The organism is Nitrobacter sp. NHB1 (assembly GCF_036964665.1).
Taxonomy (GTDB): Bacteria; Pseudomonadota; Alphaproteobacteria; order Rhizobiales; family Xanthobacteraceae; genus Nitrobacter.
In genome coordinates this window covers 2,265,974-2,286,347 of the sequence record NZ_JBAMDA010000001.1, presented here as the reverse complement: position 1 = coordinate 2,286,347, position 20,374 = coordinate 2,265,974, and the positions used below count along the sequence as shown (strand labels likewise).

Here is a 20,374-nt window from a genome sequence, read left to right as displayed (position 1 = left end):
GGTCCTTGCGGCGCGTTTTTCTTGCTTGCCGGTTTTGCCTTCACCGCGAAACACTCTATGGTGCGCGGCGGCTATCGCCCGAAGGCGAAGTGAATACCCCTCAAGATCAAATACTTGGCAACATACGCCGCCGCTGGAGGCCGGCTTGACGCATTATCTTTCGACCCGGGGCGAAGCCCAGAAACTCAGGTTCTGCGATGTGATGCTGGCCGGGCTCGCCCGCGACGGCGGTCTCTATGTGCCCGAGGTCTGGCCGCAATTGCCGCCCGATACCATCGCTGGCTTTGTCGGCCGGCCGTATTGGGAAGTGGCCGTCGAGGTCATCAGGCCGTTCGTGGCCGGGGACATCTCCGATGCCGATCTCGGCCGCATGGCCAATGAGGCCTATGCGACGTTCCGGCATCCGGCGGTGGTGCCGCTCGACCAGATCGGGCCCAATCAGTTCATGCTGGAACTGTTTCACGGTCCAACGCTCGCGTTCAAGGACGTGGCGATGCAGCTCCTGTCGCGGCTGATGGATCACGTCCTGGCGCAACGCGGCCGGCGCACCACGATCGTGGTCGCAACCTCGGGCGATACCGGCGGCGCCGCGGTCGACGCGTTCGCCAACCGCGCCAATGTCGATCTGATCGCGCTGTTTCCGGACGGCCGCATCTCCGAGGTGCAGCGGCGGATGATGACCACGACGGCCGCACCGAACGTTCACGCGCTCGCGGTCAAGGGCACTTTCGACGACTGCCAGGCGATCGTGAAGGGGCTGTTCAACAACCACCGCTTCCGCGACGAGGTGTCGCTCTCCGGCGTCAACTCGATCAACTGGGCGCGGATCGTCGCGCAGGTGGTGTATTATTTCACCTCGGCGGTCGCGCTCGGCGCGCCGGCGCGCACCGTCGATTTTACCGTTCCGACCGGTAATTTCGGCGACATCTTCGCCGGCTACGTCGCGAAGAAAATGGGCCTGCCGGTGCGCTGCCTGCGCATCGCCGCCAACGTCAACGATATCCTGGTGCGCACGCTGAAGACCGGCATCTACGAGGTGCGCGAGGTTGACGCCACCACCTCGCCGTCGATGGATATCCAGGTTTCGTCGAACTTCGAGCGGCTGCTGTTCGAGGCGACGGGTCGTGACGCCGCGCAGGTGCGTGCGCTGATGGCGTCGCTGCAACAATCCGGGCGCTTCGTGCTGCCGGATCCCGTGCTGGCCGAGATCCGGCGCGATTTCGACGCCGGGCGTAGCGACGAGACCGAAACCGCGGCCGCGATCCGTGCGGCGTGGCGCGAGGCCGGCGATCTCGTCGATCCCCATACCGCGGTGGCGCTTGCGATAGCCGATCGCGACACCTCCGACTCCGGAATTCCCAATGTCGTGCTGGCGACGGCGCATGCCGCGAAATTTCCCGATGCGGTAGAGGCCGCCTGCGGCGTGCGGCCGCAATTGCCGGCGTGGCTCGACGGGTTGATGACGCGGCCCGAGCGGATCACAGTCATGAACAACGATCAGATAGAAATCGAACGGTTCGTGCTGTCCGTCAGCCGCGCCGCCAAGCACGGAGTTGCCGGATGAGTGTCGACGTGACCAAGCTGCCCTCCGGCCTCACGGTCGTCACCGACACCATGCCGCATCTGGAAACGGCCGCGCTCGGCGTCTGGACGGGGGTCGGCGGCCGCGACGAGAAGCCGAACGAGCACGGCATCTCGCACCTTCTTGAACACATGGCGTTCAAGGGAACCACCACGCGGTCGGCGCGAGAGATCGCCGAGGAAATCGAGGCGGTCGGCGGCGATCTCAACGCGGCCACCGGCGTCGAGACCACGGCCTATTACGCGCGGGTGATGAAGGCGGACGTTCCGCTCGCGCTCGATGTGCTGAGCGACATCCTGTCCAATCCGAACTTCGCCGCCGACGAACTCGAACGCGAAAAAAGCGTTATCGAGCAGGAAATCGGCGCGGCGCAGGACACGCCCGACGACGTCGTGTTCGAGCATCTCAACGAACTCTGCTATCCCGATCAGCCGATGGGGCGCTCGCTGCTCGGTACGCCGGAGACGCTGAAGCGGTTCAACAGCGACGGGCTGCATGGCTATCTCGCGACGCATTATCGCGGGCCGAACATGGTGGTGGCCGCGGCCGGGGCGGTCGAGCACAAGGCGGTCGTAGCCGAGGCCGAGCGGCGCTTCGCAAGCTTCGACGCCACGCCGGCGCCGAAGCCGCAAGCGGCGAAATTCGGCCAGGGCGGCTCCAGGGTGGTGCATCGCGACCTCGAGCAGGCCCATCTGACGCTGGCGCTGGAAGGGCTGCCGCAGACCGACCGCTCGCTGTTCTCCTTGCAGGTGTTCACCCACCTGCTCGGCGGCGGCATGTCCTCGCGGCTGTTTCAGGAGGTCCGCGAGAAGCGCGGGCTGTGCTATTCGATCTACGCCTTCCACGCGCCTTATGCCGATACCGGGTTCTTCGGGCTCTACACCGGCACCGATCCGAGCGACGCGCCGGAAATGATGGAAGTCGTCGTCGACGTCATCAACGAGGCGGTGGAGACGCTGACCGAGGCTGAAATCGCGCGCGCCAAAGCGCAGATGAAAGCCGGTCTGCTGATGGCGTTGGAGAGTTGCAGCGCCCGCGCCGAACAATTGGCGCGTCACATCCTCGTCTACGGGCGGCCGCAGAGCGTGCCCGAATTGATGGCCAGGATCGATGCCGTCAGCGTCGAATCGACCCGCGACGTGGCACGGGATCTCCTCACGCGCAGCCGGCCCGCGGTCGTCGCGCTCGGCAGCGGCAGGGGACTGGACACGGCGGTGGCTTTTGCGGAAGGATTGGCGCAGTCGAAGGCGAAAATCCTGCTTCACTAGCCTATTGTTTTGACGCGTTTTCTTTATGCGAACCGGTACCCGTCCTCGGGTCATGCCCGAGGACATGCTTCGCTCGAAAACGCTGTAGGTTAGAGACTGGCGGGTTCGGCATCGAGGAACGGCCATGGCCCTGTTTCGTTTGCCATCCAGCGTGGCGGCGCTCATGCCGCGGGGGCACGGCCTGTTGCTGCGAGCGCCGGAGGCGTCCGATTTTCTGCAATGGATGCAGCTTCGCGAGTACAGCCGCGCCTATCTGACGCCATGGGAGCCGATCTGGCCGTCGGACGACCTGACGCGGGCCGGCTTCCGGCGGCGGCTGCGTCGCTACGCCGAGGATATCGCCGGCGACAAATCCTATCCGTTCATCGTGCTCCGGGAATCCGACGGCGTCATGCTCGGCGGGGTGACGCTTGCCAATGTCCGCCGCGGCATCGTGCAGGCCGGCACCATCGGATACTGGATCGGCGAACCCTATGCGGGACAGGGCTATATGACCGCGGCGCTGCGGGTGCTGCTGCCGACCCTGTTCGGCGAACTGAGCCTGCATCGCATCGAGGCCGCCTGCATTCCCAGCAATGCGCCGTCGATCCGGGTGCTGGAAAAGTCCGGCTTCACGCGCGAGGGGCTGGCGCGCCGCTATCTCTGCATCAACGGGATCTGGCAGGATCACTTGCTGTTCGGCATGCTGCACGAGGATTTTCACGGCTAAAGCATTTTCCGGTGAAGTGGGAACCGGTTCACCGTAAGCAAATGCGACCACTCAAAAGTTTAGAGCGCGCCCGTTCTGATTCCATCAGAACGGTAAGCGCTCTAAAGCCTTCCGCTTCAAATCGAATCGGAAGCGAGGCTCCATGATTTTGATTTGATCCGCGCTGGCCGTTTTGCGCCTTTGGCTTGCCGCCATTGCCTTGTTATAAAGCCGCCGCGTGGAAATAATGATCGGACGACGCGAATGGCTCATGTTGCGGATTCGACTGACGCGCCTGGACCGGCTGTCGCCGGGCCGTTGCGGCGCTTTCCGTTTGGTCTGGCGACCATGGTTGCAGTCTTCAGTATCGTTGCGGCCTCGGCGGCCCAAGCGCAATCGCTCGGGGATCGTTTCAAGGACATGTTCGGCATCAAATCGCAGCCGGAGCGGACGGCACCCGTATCGGGCGAGACGGCTTCCGCGCCCAGCGACCTTAGTTGTCCGCCTGTGACCATCCGCGCCGGCGCATCGACTTACGCGGTCGGCCTGCCGGGCCAGCCGGCGAGCGGCACCGATCTCCGCTACCAAGCGGTCATCCGCCAGACCGCGAGAGAATGCGACTACAACACCGATACGCATCAGATCGCGATCAAGGTCGGGATTCAGGGGCGGGTCATCGTGGGGCCGGCCGGTGCGCCGCCGACGGTGGAGGTGCCGTTGCGCATCGCGGTGGTCGAGGACGGTGTTTCCCCGAAAACCATCGCCACCAAGGCCTATACGATTACGGTGAACGTGCCGGGCGTCGAAGGCGGAACCTACAGTTTCGTGTCGGACGATATCGCCTATCCGGCGCCGCAAGGCGCGGCCGCCGACCGATATGTGTTTTACATCGGGTTCGATCCGCAGGCACTGAAGCCTGAGCCGCGGGCGAGGCGCACGCGGCATAGGTAATCAAGGCGACGGATGCGAAAGCACCGCGCTCACGCGTGCCTGGCGGTCTCATACCCGCGCAAGCGGGTATCCAGTATGCCGTGGCCTTGCGAATTTCACCGCGGTTCTATCGAATACTGGATCACCCGCTTTCGCGGGTGATGACGTCTGAAATCGGAATACCTGCAAGAATCAAAAAGCCGGCGCGATGGGCTCGCGCCGGCTTTGCTTCCTATCGTCAAAAAACTCAGTTCAGCTTGGCGCGAACCTCGCTGACGCCAGCGGCGAGCAGGTCGTCGGCGACCTGTCCCTTCACCGACTGCGACAGGATGGTGGAAGCGGCGGCGACCGCGGCGTCGGCGGCGGCGGCGCGGACATCCGCGATGGCCTGGGCTTCCGCCGATGCGATCTTGCCTTCCGCGCTCTTGGTGCGGCGCGCGACAAAATCCTCCATCTTGATCTTGGCGTCGGCCGCGATGCGCTCGGCTTCGGCTTTGGCCGAGGCGATAATGTCTTGCGCCTCGTGCTCGGCGCTCGCACGGCGGGCTCTGTAGTCGGCAAGCAGCTTGGCGGCTTCGTCCTTCAAGCGGCGGGCGTCGTCGAGTTCGTCCTTGATGCGCGCGCTGCGACGATCGAGCGCGGTCAGCACGGTACGATGCAATCCGACATAGGCGAAGACGCCCATCAGGATCACGAAGGCTATGGCAACCCAGGTTTCCGGTGCGGCCAACATGGTTTCGTCATCCCTTCATCGAGGCGTCGACGGCGCTGTCGACGAGCTTGCGGTCAGGCATCGCGCCGGTCAGTTGCTGCACGATAGCCGTTGCCGCATCGCTCGCGATGCCGCGGACGTTGCTCATCGCTGCCGTGCGTGTCGAGGTGATGGTCTTCTCGGCGTCGGCGAGCTTGACGGACAACCGTGCCTCGAGCGCCTTGCGTTCGGCATCGGCCTCGGCATTCAGCGTCTCGCGGGTCTCGTTGCCGATCGCCTGCGCTCGGGTCCGCGCGGCCGCGAGTTCGGCCTCGTAGGCCTTCAACGCAGCGTCGGACTCGTCCTTCAGCTTTTGCGCCTGCGCGATATCGCCCTCGATCTTGTTCTGGCGGTCGTCGATGGTCTTGCGGACGCGTGGCAAGGCCAGTCGCGACGAGATCAGATAGAGCGCGACGAACGCGATCGTCAGCGACACCAGTTGGGACGCGAACGTGTCCTTCTCGAATGGCGGAAACGGGGCCTTGTGGCCGCCGCCGGCTTCGGTGTGGGCCGTCGTGCCCTTTGCGTTGCCATGACTCTCAGCCACGGGCTTCTCCTCTGCGGTTGATCGGGTCCCGGTTTTCCGGGTCCCGTCAGCCAGTCAGTGATCTTAAAGAGCGAACAGCAACAGCAGGGCGATCAGCAGCGAGAAGATGCCGAGCGCTTCGGTCACGGCGAAGCCGAAGATCAGGTTGCCGAACTGGCCCTGGGCGGCCGAGGGATTGCGCACGGCGGCGGCAAGATAGTTGCCGAATATGATGCCCACGCCGGCGCCGGCGCCACCCATGCCAATGCAGGCAATACCAGCACCAATGTACTTCGCTGCGAGCGGATCCATAACGAACTCCTTAGTTGAGGTTTGTTGAAATAACGCGCGGTTGGGGCGGGCTTCTAATGGCCCGGATGAATCGCATCGTTGATGTAGATGCAGGTGAGGATGGTGAAGACGTAGGCCTGAAGGAATGCGACCAGCAGTTCGAGCGCGGTGAGAGCCACCACCAGCGCCAGCGGCAGCGCGGCGCCGAACACGCCGACGATGCCCATGGCGCCGAGCATGGTGACGAAGCTCGCGAACACCTTCAGCGTGATGTGGCCGGCCAGCATGTTGGCGAACAGACGCACGCTGTGCGAGACCGGCCGCGACAGGAACGAAATCACCTCGATCGCCACCACCAGCGGCAGGATCACGATCGGAATGCCCGAGGGCACGAACAGTTTGAAGAATCTCAGACCGTTCTTGTAGAAGCCGTAGATCAGCACGGTGAAGAAGACGAGGAATGCCAGCCCGGCCGTGACGATGATGTGGCTCGAGATCGTGAAGCTATAGGGGATGATACCGACCAGATTGGAGACCGTTACCAGCATGAAGATCGTAAACACGAACGGGAAGAACTTCATCCCGTCCTTGCCGGCGGTGGTGTGTATGGTGTCCGCGACAAATTCGTAGCTGATCTCGGCGATCGACTGCATCCGCCCGGGCACGAGCTTGCGGCCGGTAGCCAGCATCAAAAGCGACGTCAGAACGACGGCAAGCAGCATATAGGCGGAGGAATTGGTGAAAGCGATTTCCTGGCCGCCGATATGGCCGATCGTGAAGATATTCTCGATGTTGAACTGGTGGATCGGGTCCATCATCCGCGTGCAACTTTCAGTCTGCCGGCAGGCCGGCGTTCAAGCAACTCAGTTATCCGGCAGCCACCCGTCATCGGTCGGTCTGCTCGGGAACCACGCCTGCCGACCGCATCACGTTGATCACGCCGGCCGCGAAGCCGAGCAGGAAAAACACGATCAGCCCCCAAGGCGAGGTCGACAGCAAGCGGTCGAATCCCCAGCCGATCACAGCTCCGACGACAACGCCCGCGACCAACTCGGAGGACAAGCGAAAACCGCGCGCCATCGCCGAGGCTCTGGCGGTTCCGTTCCCGCTTCCATCTCCGGATTGGTCAGTCTCGCTCTTGCGGGGTCCTCGAAGTTTGGACAGCCGCTGATCGAGATTTCCAAGCCTTTCGGAAAGCGCAGCTTCGTCGGGAGCCGAATGCTCGCGATCTCCGTGCCCGCCGCTGTTTTTGTCTGTGCCGTCAGCCATGCTCTCGACACCCGACACAACGCCGCGATCTCAGGAAATAACGCCCGTTACCCTCAAAAGCCGCGCGGACCATACTGACGGCCACAGGTCAAGTCAAGATTGGGTCGTATCCGACTACAGCATTGAATTGGCTGATTTTATTTCGGAAAATCAAACCGGCTGCGCCCAGTTGCCGCGTTGCAACGGCGGACTCGCGGGGGCGGTTGTCTGCTTTTGCTTCGCGGCGCCGCCGGGACGCACGCAAGCCGGCGGGTGGGACATTCTGCGGGCCGTATGATCCAGCAGATCGCTGCTCGTTTTTCGAGCCGGTCGGCGTAGGGATCATATCGGCCCTGCGCCGTTCCAGTCATCTCGTAAACACTTATAATCCAAGGGTGAATAGCGTCGGCTGACCCGTTCTGCAAAATCGGCGGCTCGCTTTTGCAGCGTCTGGGTTGTCGAGGGCGGAACCGGATCGAATCGGCGGTCGGCGCGTTGAAATCGCGCGGTGCGCCCTATAGTTCGAAAGTGCCTGACGCAGACGCCGGCCCGGTGGCGAGCGGATTTGGCATTGACGGAGCCGAGCATGAGCGCAGCAATTTCGCTTCTCAGACTGTTGCGGATTCCCGCGACCGCCGCCTTGCTTGGCTGCCTCGCCGCACCGGCGCTGGCGCAGGCGCCGCCGGATGTGGAGAACGGACGCTATACGCTCACGCCGATGAGCGGCGGCTTCGTCAGGCTGGATACGCGGACCGGCGTGGTCGCGCATTGCGCGGACAAGGGCAATGGCTGGGCGTGTTACGCGTTGCCCGAAGAACGTGCCGCCCTGGATAAGGAAATCGGCCGGCTGCTGGCGAAGAACGAGAAACTGAAGGCGCAACTCGCCGCGCGCGAGCCGACCGCCGGCGGCAAGACCCGGCAGGCTTTGCCCAAGGCGGATTCGCTGAGGCCGGGCGAGCCCGGCGCAGCGGTGCCAAAAGCCGACGAACCGAAATCCGCCGACGCCAACCGTAACAGCATCGAGATTCCGCTGCCGAGCGATCGCGACATGGATCGCGTGATGTCGTTCGCCGAGCGCGCCTGGCGGCGGCTGATCGAGATGGCCGGCCGCGTTCACCGCGATGCATCCGGAGGAATCTGACCGGCGCGGTTCGACTCAAAGACAATTTGACTCAAGACTCGGGGTTCACGACCTGGGCTCGCGCTACGATCCTCCTCGCGGTTCCGCCCCGCGACGATCTGACGCAAAACGATCTCCCCGTTTTGCCGGAACGCTTGCTGCACGCACCGGTTGTCCTCCTTTCACTGCAGATAAAGGAAGGTCTCTATGCGGTTTTCGAAAATCCTGCTCGCGGCGCTGGCGATGGGCGCCGCGTCCATTTCGTTTCAGCCCGCGATGGCTGCGCCTTTGACGCTCGACCGATCGCTTGCCACCTCAGCCGCGACGCCACAGCCGGTCCGTTATCGACACCATGGCTGGCATCACCATGGCTGGCATCATCACGGCTGGCATCACCGCGGCTGGCGGCGGGGTTACTATGGTTATGGCCCAGGTTACTATGGCTATGGCCCGGGTCCGGTGTTCGGCGGGCTCGCCGCCGGCGCGATCATCGGCAGCGCCATAGCCGGGAGTCAGGCTCGCGCCCCAAGAAGCGACGACGCCTATTGCTTCCGCCGCTTCAAATCCTATGACCCGCGCTCCGGGACGTATCTTGGCTACGATGGCAACCGCCATCCCTGCCCGTAGTCAGACGAGGACGCGGCTTGTCCGGCGCGACGATCCGGCCGCTTTGCGCGGCCGGATCGTTTTTGCTTCGTTTCCATGGTCCGCGGCATTGCGTCTTGCAAGACCGGTTCGAGCGGTGGACAATCCGGTTCCGGGGTACCCACCCGGCCTGAGACCACCGCAGTGAACGCGAAGGTATGCGCGAGCCCGTGAATTCGATGACCGCATCCGATAGCACCCGTATCGTGATCGCCGACGATCATCCGCTGTTCCGCGATGCCCTGCGGCAGGCGGTCGCCAGCATCATGCCTGCACAGATCGACGAGGCCGGCACGTTCGAGGAGTTGACGGCGCGGCTCGAGCAGGAGGCCGACGTCGATCTGATTCTGCTCGACCTGTCGATGCCGGGGATCAGCGGGTTTTCCGGGCTGATCTACCTGCGCGCCCAGTATTCGGCGATTCCGGTGGTGGTGGTGTCGGCCAGCGACGACGTGGCGACGATCCGTCGCTCGATGGATTTCGGCGCCTCCGGGTTCATTCCGAAGCGGTTGGGAGTCGATGCGCTACGCACCGCGATCCTCAAGGTCATCGAGGGCGATATCTGGATCCCGCCCGACGTCGATCTGTCGGCCGCCGCCGATCCGGAGATGACGCGCTTGCGCGACCGGCTCGTCACGCTGACGCCGCAGCAGGTGCGCGTCCTGATGATGCTGTCCGAAGGACTGCTCAACAAACAGATCGCCTACGAACTCGGGGTGTCGGAGGCGACCATCAAGGCGCACGTCTCCGCGATCCTGCAAAAGCTGGGGGTCGAGAGCCGCACCCAGGCGGTCATTGCGGCGGCGCGGATTGCCGGAGATCAGTGGCGTCAGAGCGAGCCGTCGGCGGGTTGAGTCGTCTGTCCGCGACGATGGCGGAGGTCAAGGAGGCGTTCCCCTTATTCCGCGGCGGCGATCTGCTGGCTTCGCCACTGGCCGATCAGCGCCCGCAGCGATGCGGGCTTCAATGGCTTGTTGAGCACCGAAACCCGTTCCAGTTGCGCCGCTTCGCGAACGTGGGGGCTGCGGTCGGCCGTGATCAGGATCGCCGGAATGGTGTCGCCGAATTTCCGCCGGATCTCCCGGATCGTCGCGATGCCGTTGCCGCGATCGAGATGATAGTCTACCAGCAGCCCGGTGATCCGTCCGCCGGCCGCTTCGATCGCCGCGATCGCCGCCTCAGGCTCGGCCACGGCGATCACGCGCGCATCCCAGGAGGTCAGCAGCGTCTTCATGCCGTCGAGGATCGCCAGATCGTTCTCGATGCAGATGATCAGGGCTCCGCTCATCGGCGCGTGCGACAGCGGCGTGCTGCTGGTCACCGCGGTGGCATGGGCGGTGTGATTGACGGCCGGCGCGATCGGAACCGTGACCGAGAACACCGAGCCGCCGCTGCGGTTTGAGTCCAGCGCGATGGTGTGATCAAGCACGCGCGCAAGCCGCTGGACGATCGACAGGCCGAGCCCGAGCCCGCGCGCGATCCGCGCTCCCTGTTCGAGCCGATGAAATTCCTTGAAGATTTCGCCGCGCTTGGGGATCGGGATTCCGACCCCGGTGTCATAGACGTTGATCCGGAGCGATTTGCCGCGACGGCGGCAGCCGATCAGCACCCGGCCGTGCGGCGTATACTTGATGGCGTTCGAGATCAGGTTTTGCAGCAGCCGCCGCAGCAGCAGCCGGTCGGATGCGACCGGCAGTGAACTCGGCACGAACGTCAGGCGAAGCTGCCTCGCCCGCGCCATCGGAGCGAACTCGATTTCGAGCGAGCGCATCAGGTCGCCGACCCGGAAACTTGTGATCGACGTCGTGATGGCGCCGGCATCGAGTCGCGAGATGTCGAGCAACGCGCCGAGAATCTCCTCGATGGCCTCCAGTGAATCGTCGATGTTCTGGACGAGCCTGGAATCCTCGCCACCGGTCTGCCGCTCTACCAGGCTCGTGACATAGAGCCGTGCGGCGTTGAGCGGTTGCAGGATGTCGTGGCCGGCGGCCGCCAGGAACCGGGTTTTGGAGATGTTGGCTTCCTCGGCGATGCTCTTGGCGCGCGCGAGTTCGGAATTCAGCCGGGTCAGTTCCCCGGTGCGGTCGCGTACGCGCTTTTCGAGTGTGGCGTTGGCGCGCTCAAGCGCCTCGGCGGCCTCGAAGCTCGGGGTCACATCGGAAAAGGTAATCACCAGGCCACCGTCGGGCATCCGGTTGGCGCGGACCTCGATCACGATGTTGCGGTCGGGACGCCGCTCCAGATACGGCTGTCCCTCCGTCGTGTATGCGGTGAGACGGGCCTGCTTCGCAGTCTCCCGGTCGATCTGCGGCTTATCGATGGCACCGAGGAATTCAAGAATCTCGGTCAGCGGAATCCCGATCTGAACGATTTGCGGCGGCAGCCCGAGAATATTTCCGAATTGCGGGTTCGAACAGATCAGTTGCAGATCGGGGTTGAACACCGCGATTCCCTGCCGCACGTGGTTCAGTGCGGTCTGCAGCATCTCGCGGTTGAAGTGGAGCGCCGCGTGCGCGTCGTCGAGCAGCTTCAAGGCCGCCTTCGCCGACACCGTGCGGCGTCGCAGCAGCAGCGAGATCACCAGCCGCGACGACGCCGCGCCGATCGACGACGCGATCAGATGCTCGGCGTGCTGCAGCAGTTCGAAATCGGCCGGCGCTGCCGGATCGAGGTTGAGGCGTCGCGCAGCCGCGAACGCCTTGAACGACTGCCGTGCGCGGTCGGGACCGAGGTATTGTGCAACGGTGTCGAGAATATCCTGCACCGTCACCATCGAACGCCAGCGCCGGAATGGCGGGGTCAGCGGCGCGAGCGCGTGGGGCGCGAAGATTCCCGCCTGCACCCGCTCGATCGACGATGGCTGCCGCGTCAGCGACAGCGCGACGTAGGTCAGGACATTGATCGACAGACTCCATAGCACGCCGTGCATGAGCGGCGGCAGGCCGACGCCGAACAGCGCCTGCGGCTTCAGCGCGGCGATGCCCAGCGGGCCATGTTGCATCATCATCGTGCCGACGGTGGTGCCGTCGAGCAAGCTCGGAAGAAACAGCGTGTAGGCCCAGACGGCAAAGCCGGCGAGCATCCCGCCCATCGCGCCGCGCGCCGTCGCGCGCCGCCAGACCAGGCCGCCGAGGAACGCCGGCGCGAGTTGGGCGATGGCGGCGAACGACAGCAGCCCGATCGCGGCGAGTTGTGCGCTGCCGAGCGCGCGGTAGTACAAATACGCCATGATCATGATGGCGAAGATCGCAAGACGGCGGGTCTTGAGCAGGAAGTTGCCGAAGTCCTTGCGGCCGCCGCGGGACGCCGGACTGCGCTGGAGCACCAGCGGCACGACAATGTCGTTGGACACCATGATCGCCAGCGCCACGCATTCAACGATCACCATCGCGGTTCCCGCTGAAAGTCCTCCGATGAACACCGCGATGCTGAGCAACCTCGAGTGACCCTCGATCGGCAGCGCCAGCACATACATGTCGCTGTTGCCGAACGGGAATGTGACGAGGCCTGCGAGCGCGATCGGGACAACGAAGATGTTGATGGCGACCAGGTAGAGCGGAAACAGCCAGCGCGCCCGGCCGACTTCGGCGTCGCTGGAGTTCTCCACCACGCTGACATGGAATTGCCGGGGCAGCAGCATGATCGCGAGAAACGACAAGAGCGTCATCGTCAGGAAGTTGCCGATCGACGGCGTGTGCTCGATGGCCCGCATCGCCTCCGGCGACTTCAGCGCGCGCTCGACCAGTTCGACGGGACTGAACATCCAGAACGTGACGAAGGCGCCCGCGGCGATGAACGCCACCAGCTTGACGATGGACTCGGTCGCGATCGCCAGCATCAGGCCGTGTTGATGCTCCGTCGCATCGGTCTGCCGGGTTCCGAACAGCACCGCGAACAGGGCCAGCGCGAGCGTCACGATCAGCGCGATGTCGCTGATGACAGGAATTTTGGCGATCGCCTGGTCGTCGATCAGAATGGTCCCGAGCGACAAGGCAACTGCCTTGAGTTGAAGCGAGATATATGGAACCGAGCCGATCATGGCGATGACGGCGACGGTTGCCGCCACCGCCTGGCTCTTGCCGTAGCGCGCGGCGATGAAATCGGCGACCGACGTGATGTTCTGCGATTTGGCCAACTGGATGATCCGCCGCAGCAGCGGCGTGCAGAATGCGATCAGCAGGACCGGCCCGACATAGATCGCGAGAAACTCGGGGCCGGTTCGGGTCGCGAGTCCGACCGAACCGAAAAACGTCCACGACGTGCAGTACACCGCCAGCGACAGCGGATAGATCAGCGGGCCGGCGCGGCCACGCCCAAACTTCGGCGCCCGGTCGCCATAGCTTGCGACCAGGAAGAGGAAGCCGATGTAGCCGATGGCGGCCGCGATCACGCCCCAGTCGTGCAGCATTGCGGTGGCTCCTCCGGCAGGCGCTGCCTTGGGTCTGCTTCGGGTTAACGCCGTAGCCGTTCCGGCGAAAAATCTAGCGTCTTACGCGGCCCCGCGCGACAGCCCTGCCGTCATGATTTGCACACCGGCGCGAATCAGCTTATACACGTATAAGTTGTGTTTCTCATCGATCTCTATCGAGGACGCTGCGAATGGGTCAACTTCTGTCCTTCGTTCCGGATACTCCGGTTTTCATCGTCGACGACGATCCGTCGGTGCGGGAAACGCTGGTCCTGCTTTTGAAGATCGAGGGCTATGCCGCGCAAAGCTTTGGCGACGGAACCTCGTTTTTCGAGGCGGTTCGGAGCGTGTCGCCGGCCTGTGTCATTCTCGACCTGCATCTTCCCGGCGAATCCGGGTTCGATATCCTGCGCAAGCTCGCGGCCGAGCGGGTTGCCGCGCCGATCCTCGTGATCTCCGGCGTGGCCGACATCGCAACAGCCGTCGCGGCGATGAAATACGGCGCGCTCGATTTTCTGGAGAAGCCGTTTTCCTCGGATGCGATCGTCGACCGGGTTCGTGCCGCGGTGAACGTGTGGCGCGAGGCGCGGGGCGGCGAGATCGACGGGCTCGCCAATTTCCCCGGCCGCCATCTGCTGACCTGCCGGGAGCGCGAAGTCCTGTCCCAGGTGGCCAGGGGCGCGTCGAACAAGGAAGCGGGACGCAGACTTGGCATCAGTCCGCGCACGGTCGAGGTTCATCGCGCGCGGATCATGGACAAGCTCGGCGCCAAAAATGCCGCCGATCTGATAAGGATCGTGTTGTCGGAGGCGAGCGCCCGGCGGCGGTTGTCCGCTTCCTAGAGCGGGATGAAATGAGTTTGAATCGTCGTCATTGCGAGGAGCGGAAGCGACGAAGCAATCCAGTCTTTCAGAGTGGCTCCTGGATTGCTTCGCTTCGCTGGCAATGACGGGGGAGCTGATCTGACCTCAAGTCATCACGATCTAGAGCGTTTTCGAGCGAAGTGGGCACCGGTTCGCGTGAAGAAAACGCGTCAAATCAAAATCATAGAGCCTGGCTTCTGATTCCATCAGAAGCGAAAAGGCTCCGGTCCATCAAAAGCGAACGCGTTCTGGCAGATCGCTACTCGGCCGCCATGGATTTTGCCTGCAACGGCAGATCGAGACGTTCCCAGACCTGAAGCAGGGCTTCCGCCAACTGATCGACCAGCGCGTCGTCGTGATATGGCGACGGCGTGATCCGAAGCCGCTCCATGCCCTTGGGCACGGTTGGATAGTTGATCGGCTGGATGTAGATGCCATGGTCATGCAGCAGCATATCGGACGCCTGCTTGCAGCGCTCGGGATTGCCGACGAAGACCGGGACGATGTGGGTCGAACTCACCATTACCGGCAGACCGGCCGCAATCAGGCTTGCCTTGGTGCGCGCCGCGCGTTCCTGATGGCGTTCGCGTTCCCATGTCGATGACTTGAGATGCCGGATCGCAGCCGTCGCCGCCGAGCAGATCGCGGGCGGCAGCGAGGTGGTGAAGATGAAGCCGGGCGCATAGGAACGCACCGCGTCGATGATATCGGAATTGCCGGCGATGTAGCCACCGAGGCAACCGAAGGCCTTGGCGAGCGTGCCTTCAAGGACGTCGATGCGATGCATGACGCCTTCGCGCTCCGCGATACCGCCGCCGCGCGGCCCGTACATGCCGACTGCGTGCACCTCGTCGACATAGGTCATCGCGCCGTAGCGCTCGGCGAGATCGCAGATCTTCGCAAGCGGCGCGACATCGCCATCCATCGAATACAGGCTCTCGCAGGCGATCAGCTTCGGACGGTCAGGATCGGCGGCGCGAAGCAGTTCCTCCAGATGCGCCACGTCATTGTGGCGGAATACGATGCGCTCGCAGCCAGACTGCCGGATGCCTTCGATCATCGAATTGTGGTTGAGCGCGTCCGACAGGATCAGGCAGTTCGGAATGAGCTTGGCGAGGGTCGAAATGCCGGTCTGGTTCGAGACATAGCCGGACGTGAACACCAGCGCTGCCGGCTTGCCGTGCAGATCGGCCAGTTCCTGCTCGAGTTGGACCAGCGGATGATGGGTTCCGGCGATGTTGCGGGTGCCGCCGGCGCCGGTGCCGACGCGGGTCGCGGTCTCGACCATGGCGCCAACAACCTTCGGGTGCTGACCAATGCCGAGGTAGTCGTTGGAACACCAGATCACGACGTTGCGCGGCCCTTTGGGGGAGTGCCATGTGGCGTAGGGGAACCGGCCGGCGATGCGTTCAAGATCTGCGAAGACGCGATAGCGCCGCTCGTCATGAAGTCGATCGAGCGCGTTACTGAAGAACTTGCTATAATCCATGACAAAATCCGGAAGAAGGCCCGAGACGGCCGGACCGATCGGACACCTTTTTAGAGCCTTTCCAGCCGGGCTGTCGAGCCGGAATCCGCAAAAGCGCCCGTTTAAGGGTTAAAAATTGCCATTGATTTGCTCTGGCGCAAAGAATCCGGACGGCCTCGTCTTGTTCGGGACTGGCAGTTCGCCGATGGGAGACAGCCCGAAAACCGGTCCGGGGAATTGCAGGCAATGGCCCGTTTTCCACCGGATCAGTGGGGCGGTGCGGCTGCCTTCGCGTCGTCCAGCCGCGACTTGATGCCGAGGCGGTCGAGCAACGCGGCGTCGCGTGTGGTCTGCGGATTTTTTGTGGTCAGCAGGACATCGCCGATGAAAATGGAGTTGGCGCCGGCCAAAAAGCACAGCGCCTGTAATTCGTCGGTCATGTATTGCCGGCCCGCCGACAGCCGGACCACGCTCCTCGGCATCATGATCCGCGCCACCGCGATCATCCGCACCAGCGCGATCGGATCGGGCCGCTCGGCCGTGTCGTTGACTGGCACCGCTTTGACCTCGTTCCACATGTTGATGGGGACGCTTTCGGGGTGCACGGGCAGATTGGCCAGCAGCATCAGCATACCGAGCCGGTCGCCGACCTGTTCTCCCAAGCCGATGATGCCGCCGCAGCAGACCTTGAGCCCGGCCTCGCGCGCATAAGCGAGCGTGTCGATGCGATCCTGCATCGTGCGCGTGGTGATGATGTTGCCGTAGAATTCGGGCGAGGTATCGACATTGTGGTTGTAGAAATCGAGTCCGGCGTCGTGCAGCCGTCGGGCCTGATCGGGCGTGAGCATTCCCAGTGTCGCGCAGGTCTCCAGGCCGAGTTCCTTGACGGCGCTGACCATGTCGCAGACCCGGTCGAGATCCCGGTCCTTCGGATTGCGCCATGCCGCCGCCATGCAGAACCGGCTGGCGCCGGCATCCCTGGCCCGCCGCGCGGTTTCGATGACGGCTTCCCGGTCCATCAGCTTCGTGGCTTTCACGCCGCTGTCGTAATGCGCGCTCTGCGAACAGTAGCCGCAATCTTCCGGGCAGCCGCCGGTCTTGATGCTGAGCAGGCTCGCGGTCTCGACGTGATTGGGATCGAAATTGCGGCGATGAAGGGTCTGCGCCTGGAAGATCAGGTCTACGAAAGGCACATTATAAAGTGTCTCGGTTTCGGATCGCGTCCAGTCGTGGCGCGGCTGCGAGGACAAATCGTGATCGCTGCCGAACGAAACCGATGCTGTATCCATGTCGCGATCCCCGTGTTGCCGTTACGCGGAACCGGCATTTCAAAACGGTCGTCCGCGTGCCACGACGATACCATGACGTGCTGCGAATTTCGAATGAGGTCTTCGGTTTATCGGAGGCCGTTCGTTTTCGTCTTGTGATGCGGTTTGAAAACAACAGAAAGGCCGGCACGATGATGCCGGCCTTTCTTATTTCGAAACCGTTAAGGTTCGGGAGGATCAGTACCTCGGGCCGACCGGGCTACCCCAGTTGAAGCGATAGTTCAGGCCGACCTTGATGGTGTGTTCGTTGTTGGTGAAGCGAACGGGGACAGGGCCAGTGCCATCGTCGAAGAGAGCGGTCGTGTGGCCGAAGTCATAGTACTGATACTCGATCTTGCCCGACCAGTTCTGGGTGAACATGTATTCAAGACCGCCGCCGACGGTGTAGCCGTCCCGACCGATGTGGCTGTCGGAAAAGGTGCCGCCGCCGAAACCGTTCGTGTTGCGGGTGTCAGCCCAAGCGTAGCCGCCCTTGACGTAGAGCAGCGCCGGACCCCAGGTGTAGCCGAGGCGGCCGGTGACCGAACCGAGTCCGCGGTTGACGAAGGGAGCACCGTTGGTGTCGAGGAAGCTGTAGTTGGCTTCGAGACCGAAGACCCAGTTCGGGGCGAACTGGGTGTCGTAGCCCACCTGTCCGCCGCCCATGAACGCGCCGTCGTTGCCGCTGCCGCCGCCGTTGAAACCGGGGGCGAAGATGTTGTGGTCACCGCCGAAGGCGCCGCCGACGTGACCGCCGATGTAGAAGCCGGTCCAGTTGTAGATCGGCGCGGCTTCATAGGCCGGAGCCTTGGTGTAGGGGCGAGCAGCGAGATCGGCGGCCTGTGCCGGCACGATCGCGGCCATGCCCACAATTGCTACAGAAGCGAGCAGGATTTTTTTCATTACATTCTCCAGAAATTCGATGTCCGAGCAACCGTTCGTCGGCCCCGTCATCAAAACCCTAGATCGATTCCCGGCAAAAAGCTGTCACTGATAGGCCACACTCGGGAGCGTTCGTAACCCTTTGGGGAACAACGGAACTTGTTTGCTTAATGATGCCTTAAACAGAACTAAATGAAGCCTTAATTCACGCCCCGTTCGCGCGACAACAAACATCAGAACGGGTCCCGATGAGAATCTTCTTTCAAATCGGGGAGCGAAATCTGTTTTTCGTTTCGTAACGCCGGACAGAGAGCGAACGAATCATTATGGACGACGTCCGCCCGCGATTCGGCCGCGGCGAGAAAGGTTTCCTGCGCTCATGCTTGCCGCGCTTCCAAGGAGAAATGGTGCTGCCAGACAGGATTGAACTGTCGACCTCTCCATTACCAATGGAGTGCTCTACCACTGAGCTACGGCAGCAGGGCCAACGCGGGAATCAGGCTTCATAAATCCAAGGTCCGCAAGGCGGGCCGATCCTTGCCACAAGGCTGGAAGGCGCGCAAGCGCGAGGCGGGGCTTCGGCAAACAGCCCGCGCCGCTTCTGTTGCGGCCATGGCGCCGGCGTATATGTTGCGGTCGTCATTCCGCTGGCCTCGGCGGATCGGGACCGGCGTTTCCGGACGCCCAGGCAAGGGACGCCATGATCGACAAACCAAACGCGGATCGCAACGGAGGACATGCGGGGCGCGAGATGCGGCTGCGCGCGGCGCTGCGCGAAAATCTCAAGCGGCGAAAGTCGCAATCCCGCGACCGCGCCGATCAGTCAGCTGCCACGGAGAAGGCTGATTCGGAGTGCCAGGACGAATGACATTGAAGTCCATTGCTCTCTCCGGTGCAGTTCTCTTCGGTGCGCGACAGACGCGCTCGGACAGGGCTAAGTGAAGGCCCGCACCATCCGGGGCAATCCGCCCTGGACCCCTCAGACGGCCTTGAATTTCCCGCTCTTTGGAGCGTCGGGCGATTTGCCCTATACTTCATGCATAGAAAACAGGAATCGGTATGGATCGCATTCGCATCGTCGGCGGCAACAAGCTCAACGGCACCATTCCGATTTCCGGCGCGAAAAACGCGGCGCTGCCCTTGATGATCGCTGCGCTTCTGACCGAGGAGACCCTGATCCTCGACAATGTGCCGCGGCTGGCCGACGTCGCGCAGTTGCAGCGTATCCTCGGCAACCACGGCGTCGACATCATGTCGGCGGGCAAGCGCTCCGGCGATCACGAATATCAGGGACAGACCCTGCACATTTCGGCCGCCGACATCATCGACACCACGGCGCCATACGAGCTGGTCTCAAGGATGCGGGCGAGTTTCTGGGTGATCGCGCCGCTCCTGGCGCGGATGCATGAAACCAGAGTTTCGCTGCCCGGCGGCTGTGCCATCGGCACCCGTCCGGTCGATTTCCTGATCGTGGCGCTGGAAAAGCTCGGCGCCCAGATCGCGATCGACGGCGGCTATGTGATCGCGAAGGCCCCCGGCGGCCTCACGGGGGCCGAGGTGGATTTCCCCAAGGTGACCGTGAGCGGCACCCACGTCGCGCTGATGGCGGCGACGCTGGCGAAGGGCACCACCGTGATCACCAACGCGGCCTGCGAACCGGAGATCGTCGACGTCGCCGACTGTCTCAATAAAATGGGGGCGCGCGTTTCCGGCGCGGGCACGCCGCGGATCGTCATCGAGGGCGTCAGCAGGCTCAGTGGCGCGCGGCACACCGTGCTGCCCGACCGGATCGAGACCGGCACCTATGCGATGGCGGTGGCGATGACCGGCGGCGAGGTGCTGCTTCGCGGCGCGCGGCCGGAACTGCTGCAATCCGCGCTCGATGTGCTGATCGAGGCGGGGGCTGTCATCACGCCGAACAACGAGGGCATTCGGGTGGCCCGCAACGGCGCCGGCATCAATCCGGTGACGGTCTCGACCGCGCCGTTCCCCGGTTTCCCGACCGACCTTCAGGCGCAATTGATGGCGCTGATGACGCGCGCCAAGGGCTCGTCCCGCATCACCGAGACCATCTTCGAAAACCGGTTCATGCACGTGCAGGAGCTGGCGCGGTTCGGCGCGCGCATTCATCTCGACGGCGAAACCGCCACCGTCGATGGCATCGGGACGCTGCGCGGCGCGCCGGTGATGGCGACGGATTTGCGCGCCTCGGTGTCGCTGGTGATTGCGGGGCTCGCCGCCGAAGGCGAGACCATGGTCAACCGCGTCTACCATCTCGACCGTGGCTTCGAGCGGCTCGAGGAAAAGCTGTCGGCCTGCGGTGCCTCGATCGAACGGGTCAGCGAGTAGGTTCGTCTGCCGCCGCAAAGGGTTGACGACGATTTGAGGCCGCGCCAT

At 63.4% G+C, this 20,374-nt stretch carries 19 protein-coding genes and 1 tRNA gene; 10 read left to right on the top strand and 10 right to left on the bottom strand.

Going from position 1 to position 20,374, the window contains the following annotated elements:
* Window positions 1-145 precede the first annotated feature (145 nt).
* The 4 genes from thrC to V4R08_RS10605 all read left to right on the top strand — a co-directional run bounded on the left by thrC (window position 146) and on the right by V4R08_RS10605 (window position 4,489).
* Entirely contained in the window at window positions 146-1,564 is a 1,419-nt protein-coding gene (thrC, locus tag V4R08_RS10620; protein WP_335579325.1) for a threonine synthase, read from the top strand.
* On the top strand, window positions 1,561-2,850 hold the full coding sequence (locus V4R08_RS10615; protein ID WP_335579324.1) for a M16 family metallopeptidase: 1,290 nt from the start codon (window positions 1,561-1,563) through the stop codon (window positions 2,848-2,850). The genes thrC and V4R08_RS10615 overlap by 4 nt, the downstream gene beginning before the upstream one ends.
* 124 nt (window positions 2,851-2,974) lie before the next feature.
* Window positions 2,975-3,559, top strand: a complete 585-nt coding sequence (locus tag V4R08_RS10610) for a GNAT family N-acetyltransferase (RefSeq protein WP_335579323.1) — start codon at window positions 2,975-2,977, stop codon at window positions 3,557-3,559.
* Between the two features lie 243 nt (window positions 3,560-3,802).
* Window positions 3,803-4,489 (top strand): hypothetical protein, encoded by a 687-nt coding sequence (locus V4R08_RS10605; protein WP_335579322.1) that lies wholly within the window; start codon window positions 3,803-3,805, stop codon window positions 4,487-4,489.
* Between the two features lie 226 nt (window positions 4,490-4,715).
* Here the strand turns inward: V4R08_RS10605 and V4R08_RS10600 are convergent, their stop codons facing one another.
* From V4R08_RS10600 to V4R08_RS10580, 5 genes are all read right to left on the bottom strand, one after another.
* On the bottom strand, window positions 4,716-5,201 hold the full coding sequence (locus V4R08_RS10600; RefSeq protein WP_335579321.1) for a F0F1 ATP synthase subunit B family protein: 486 nt from the start codon (window positions 5,199-5,201) through the stop codon (window positions 4,716-4,718).
* Between the two features lie 7 nt (window positions 5,202-5,208).
* Entirely contained in the window at window positions 5,209-5,766 is a 558-nt protein-coding gene (locus V4R08_RS10595) for a F0F1 ATP synthase subunit B family protein (protein ID WP_335579320.1), read from the bottom strand.
* 63 nt (window positions 5,767-5,829) lie between these two features.
* Window positions 5,830-6,057: a F0F1 ATP synthase subunit C gene (locus tag V4R08_RS10590; protein ID WP_011508872.1), complete on the bottom strand. Its 228-nt coding sequence runs from the start codon at window positions 6,055-6,057 to the stop codon at window positions 5,830-5,832.
* Between the two features lie 53 nt (window positions 6,058-6,110).
* The gene (locus tag V4R08_RS10585; RefSeq protein WP_335579319.1) at window positions 6,111-6,854 is read right to left on the bottom strand and encodes a F0F1 ATP synthase subunit A; all 744 of its coding nucleotides are present in this window, start codon (window positions 6,852-6,854) and stop codon (window positions 6,111-6,113) included.
* A gap of 67 nt (window positions 6,855-6,921) precedes the next feature.
* Window positions 6,922-7,305 (bottom strand): AtpZ/AtpI family protein, encoded by a 384-nt coding sequence (locus tag V4R08_RS10580; protein WP_335579318.1) that lies wholly within the window; start codon window positions 7,303-7,305, stop codon window positions 6,922-6,924.
* Window positions 7,306-7,870: 565 nt separating this feature from the next.
* Between V4R08_RS10580 and V4R08_RS10575 the strand changes: the two genes are divergently transcribed.
* The 3 genes from V4R08_RS10575 to V4R08_RS10565 all read left to right on the top strand — a co-directional run bounded on the left by V4R08_RS10575 (window position 7,871) and on the right by V4R08_RS10565 (window position 9,903).
* Window positions 7,871-8,425 (top strand): hypothetical protein, encoded by a 555-nt coding sequence (locus V4R08_RS10575; RefSeq protein WP_335579317.1) that lies wholly within the window; start codon window positions 7,871-7,873, stop codon window positions 8,423-8,425.
* A gap of 186 nt (window positions 8,426-8,611) precedes the next feature.
* Window positions 8,612-9,031: a BA14K family protein gene (locus V4R08_RS10570; protein WP_335579316.1), complete on the top strand. Its 420-nt coding sequence runs from the start codon at window positions 8,612-8,614 to the stop codon at window positions 9,029-9,031.
* Window positions 9,032-9,228: 197 nt separating this feature from the next.
* Complete coding sequence (locus tag V4R08_RS10565) at window positions 9,229-9,903, top strand: response regulator (RefSeq protein ID WP_335579315.1); 675 nt, start codon at window positions 9,229-9,231, stop codon at window positions 9,901-9,903.
* A 44-nt stretch (window positions 9,904-9,947) separates the two neighbouring features.
* Here V4R08_RS10565 and V4R08_RS10560 read toward each other — a convergent pair whose 3' ends face one another.
* Window positions 9,948-13,457, bottom strand: coding sequence for a PAS domain-containing hybrid sensor histidine kinase/response regulator (locus V4R08_RS10560; protein WP_335579314.1), 3,510 nt, complete (start codon window positions 13,455-13,457; stop codon window positions 9,948-9,950).
* A 191-nt stretch (window positions 13,458-13,648) separates the two neighbouring features.
* Between V4R08_RS10560 and V4R08_RS10555 the strand changes: the two genes are divergently transcribed.
* On the top strand, window positions 13,649-14,299 hold the full coding sequence (locus tag V4R08_RS10555) for a response regulator transcription factor (protein WP_335579313.1): 651 nt from the start codon (window positions 13,649-13,651) through the stop codon (window positions 14,297-14,299).
* Between the two features lie 280 nt (window positions 14,300-14,579).
* Here the strand turns inward: V4R08_RS10555 and hemA are convergent, their stop codons facing one another.
* From hemA to V4R08_RS10535, 4 genes are all read right to left on the bottom strand, one after another.
* Window positions 14,580-15,809: a 5-aminolevulinate synthase gene (gene hemA / locus V4R08_RS10550; protein ID WP_335579312.1), complete on the bottom strand. Its 1,230-nt coding sequence runs from the start codon at window positions 15,807-15,809 to the stop codon at window positions 14,580-14,582.
* Between the two features lie 245 nt (window positions 15,810-16,054).
* On the bottom strand, window positions 16,055-17,077 hold the full coding sequence (gene bioB, locus V4R08_RS10545; protein WP_335579311.1) for a biotin synthase BioB: 1,023 nt from the start codon (window positions 17,075-17,077) through the stop codon (window positions 16,055-16,057).
* 216 nt (window positions 17,078-17,293) lie between these two features.
* Window positions 17,294-17,998 carry an outer membrane protein gene (locus V4R08_RS10540; protein ID WP_335579310.1) on the bottom strand — a complete coding sequence of 235 codons (705 nt, stop codon included), beginning with the start codon at window positions 17,996-17,998 and terminating at the stop codon, window positions 17,294-17,296.
* Between the two features lie 384 nt (window positions 17,999-18,382).
* A tRNA-Thr gene (locus tag V4R08_RS10535) sits at window positions 18,383-18,457 on the bottom strand.
* Window positions 18,458-18,677: 220 nt separating this feature from the next.
* Here V4R08_RS10535 and V4R08_RS10530 point away from each other — a divergent pair.
* The gene (locus tag V4R08_RS10530) at window positions 18,678-18,845 is read left to right on the top strand and encodes a hypothetical protein (RefSeq protein WP_335579309.1); all 168 of its coding nucleotides are present in this window, start codon (window positions 18,678-18,680) and stop codon (window positions 18,843-18,845) included.
* Window positions 18,846-19,036: 191 nt separating this feature from the next.
* Entirely contained in the window at window positions 19,037-20,326 is a 1,290-nt protein-coding gene (gene murA / locus V4R08_RS10525) for a UDP-N-acetylglucosamine 1-carboxyvinyltransferase (protein WP_335579308.1), read from the top strand.
* Window positions 20,327-20,374 lie beyond the last annotated feature (48 nt).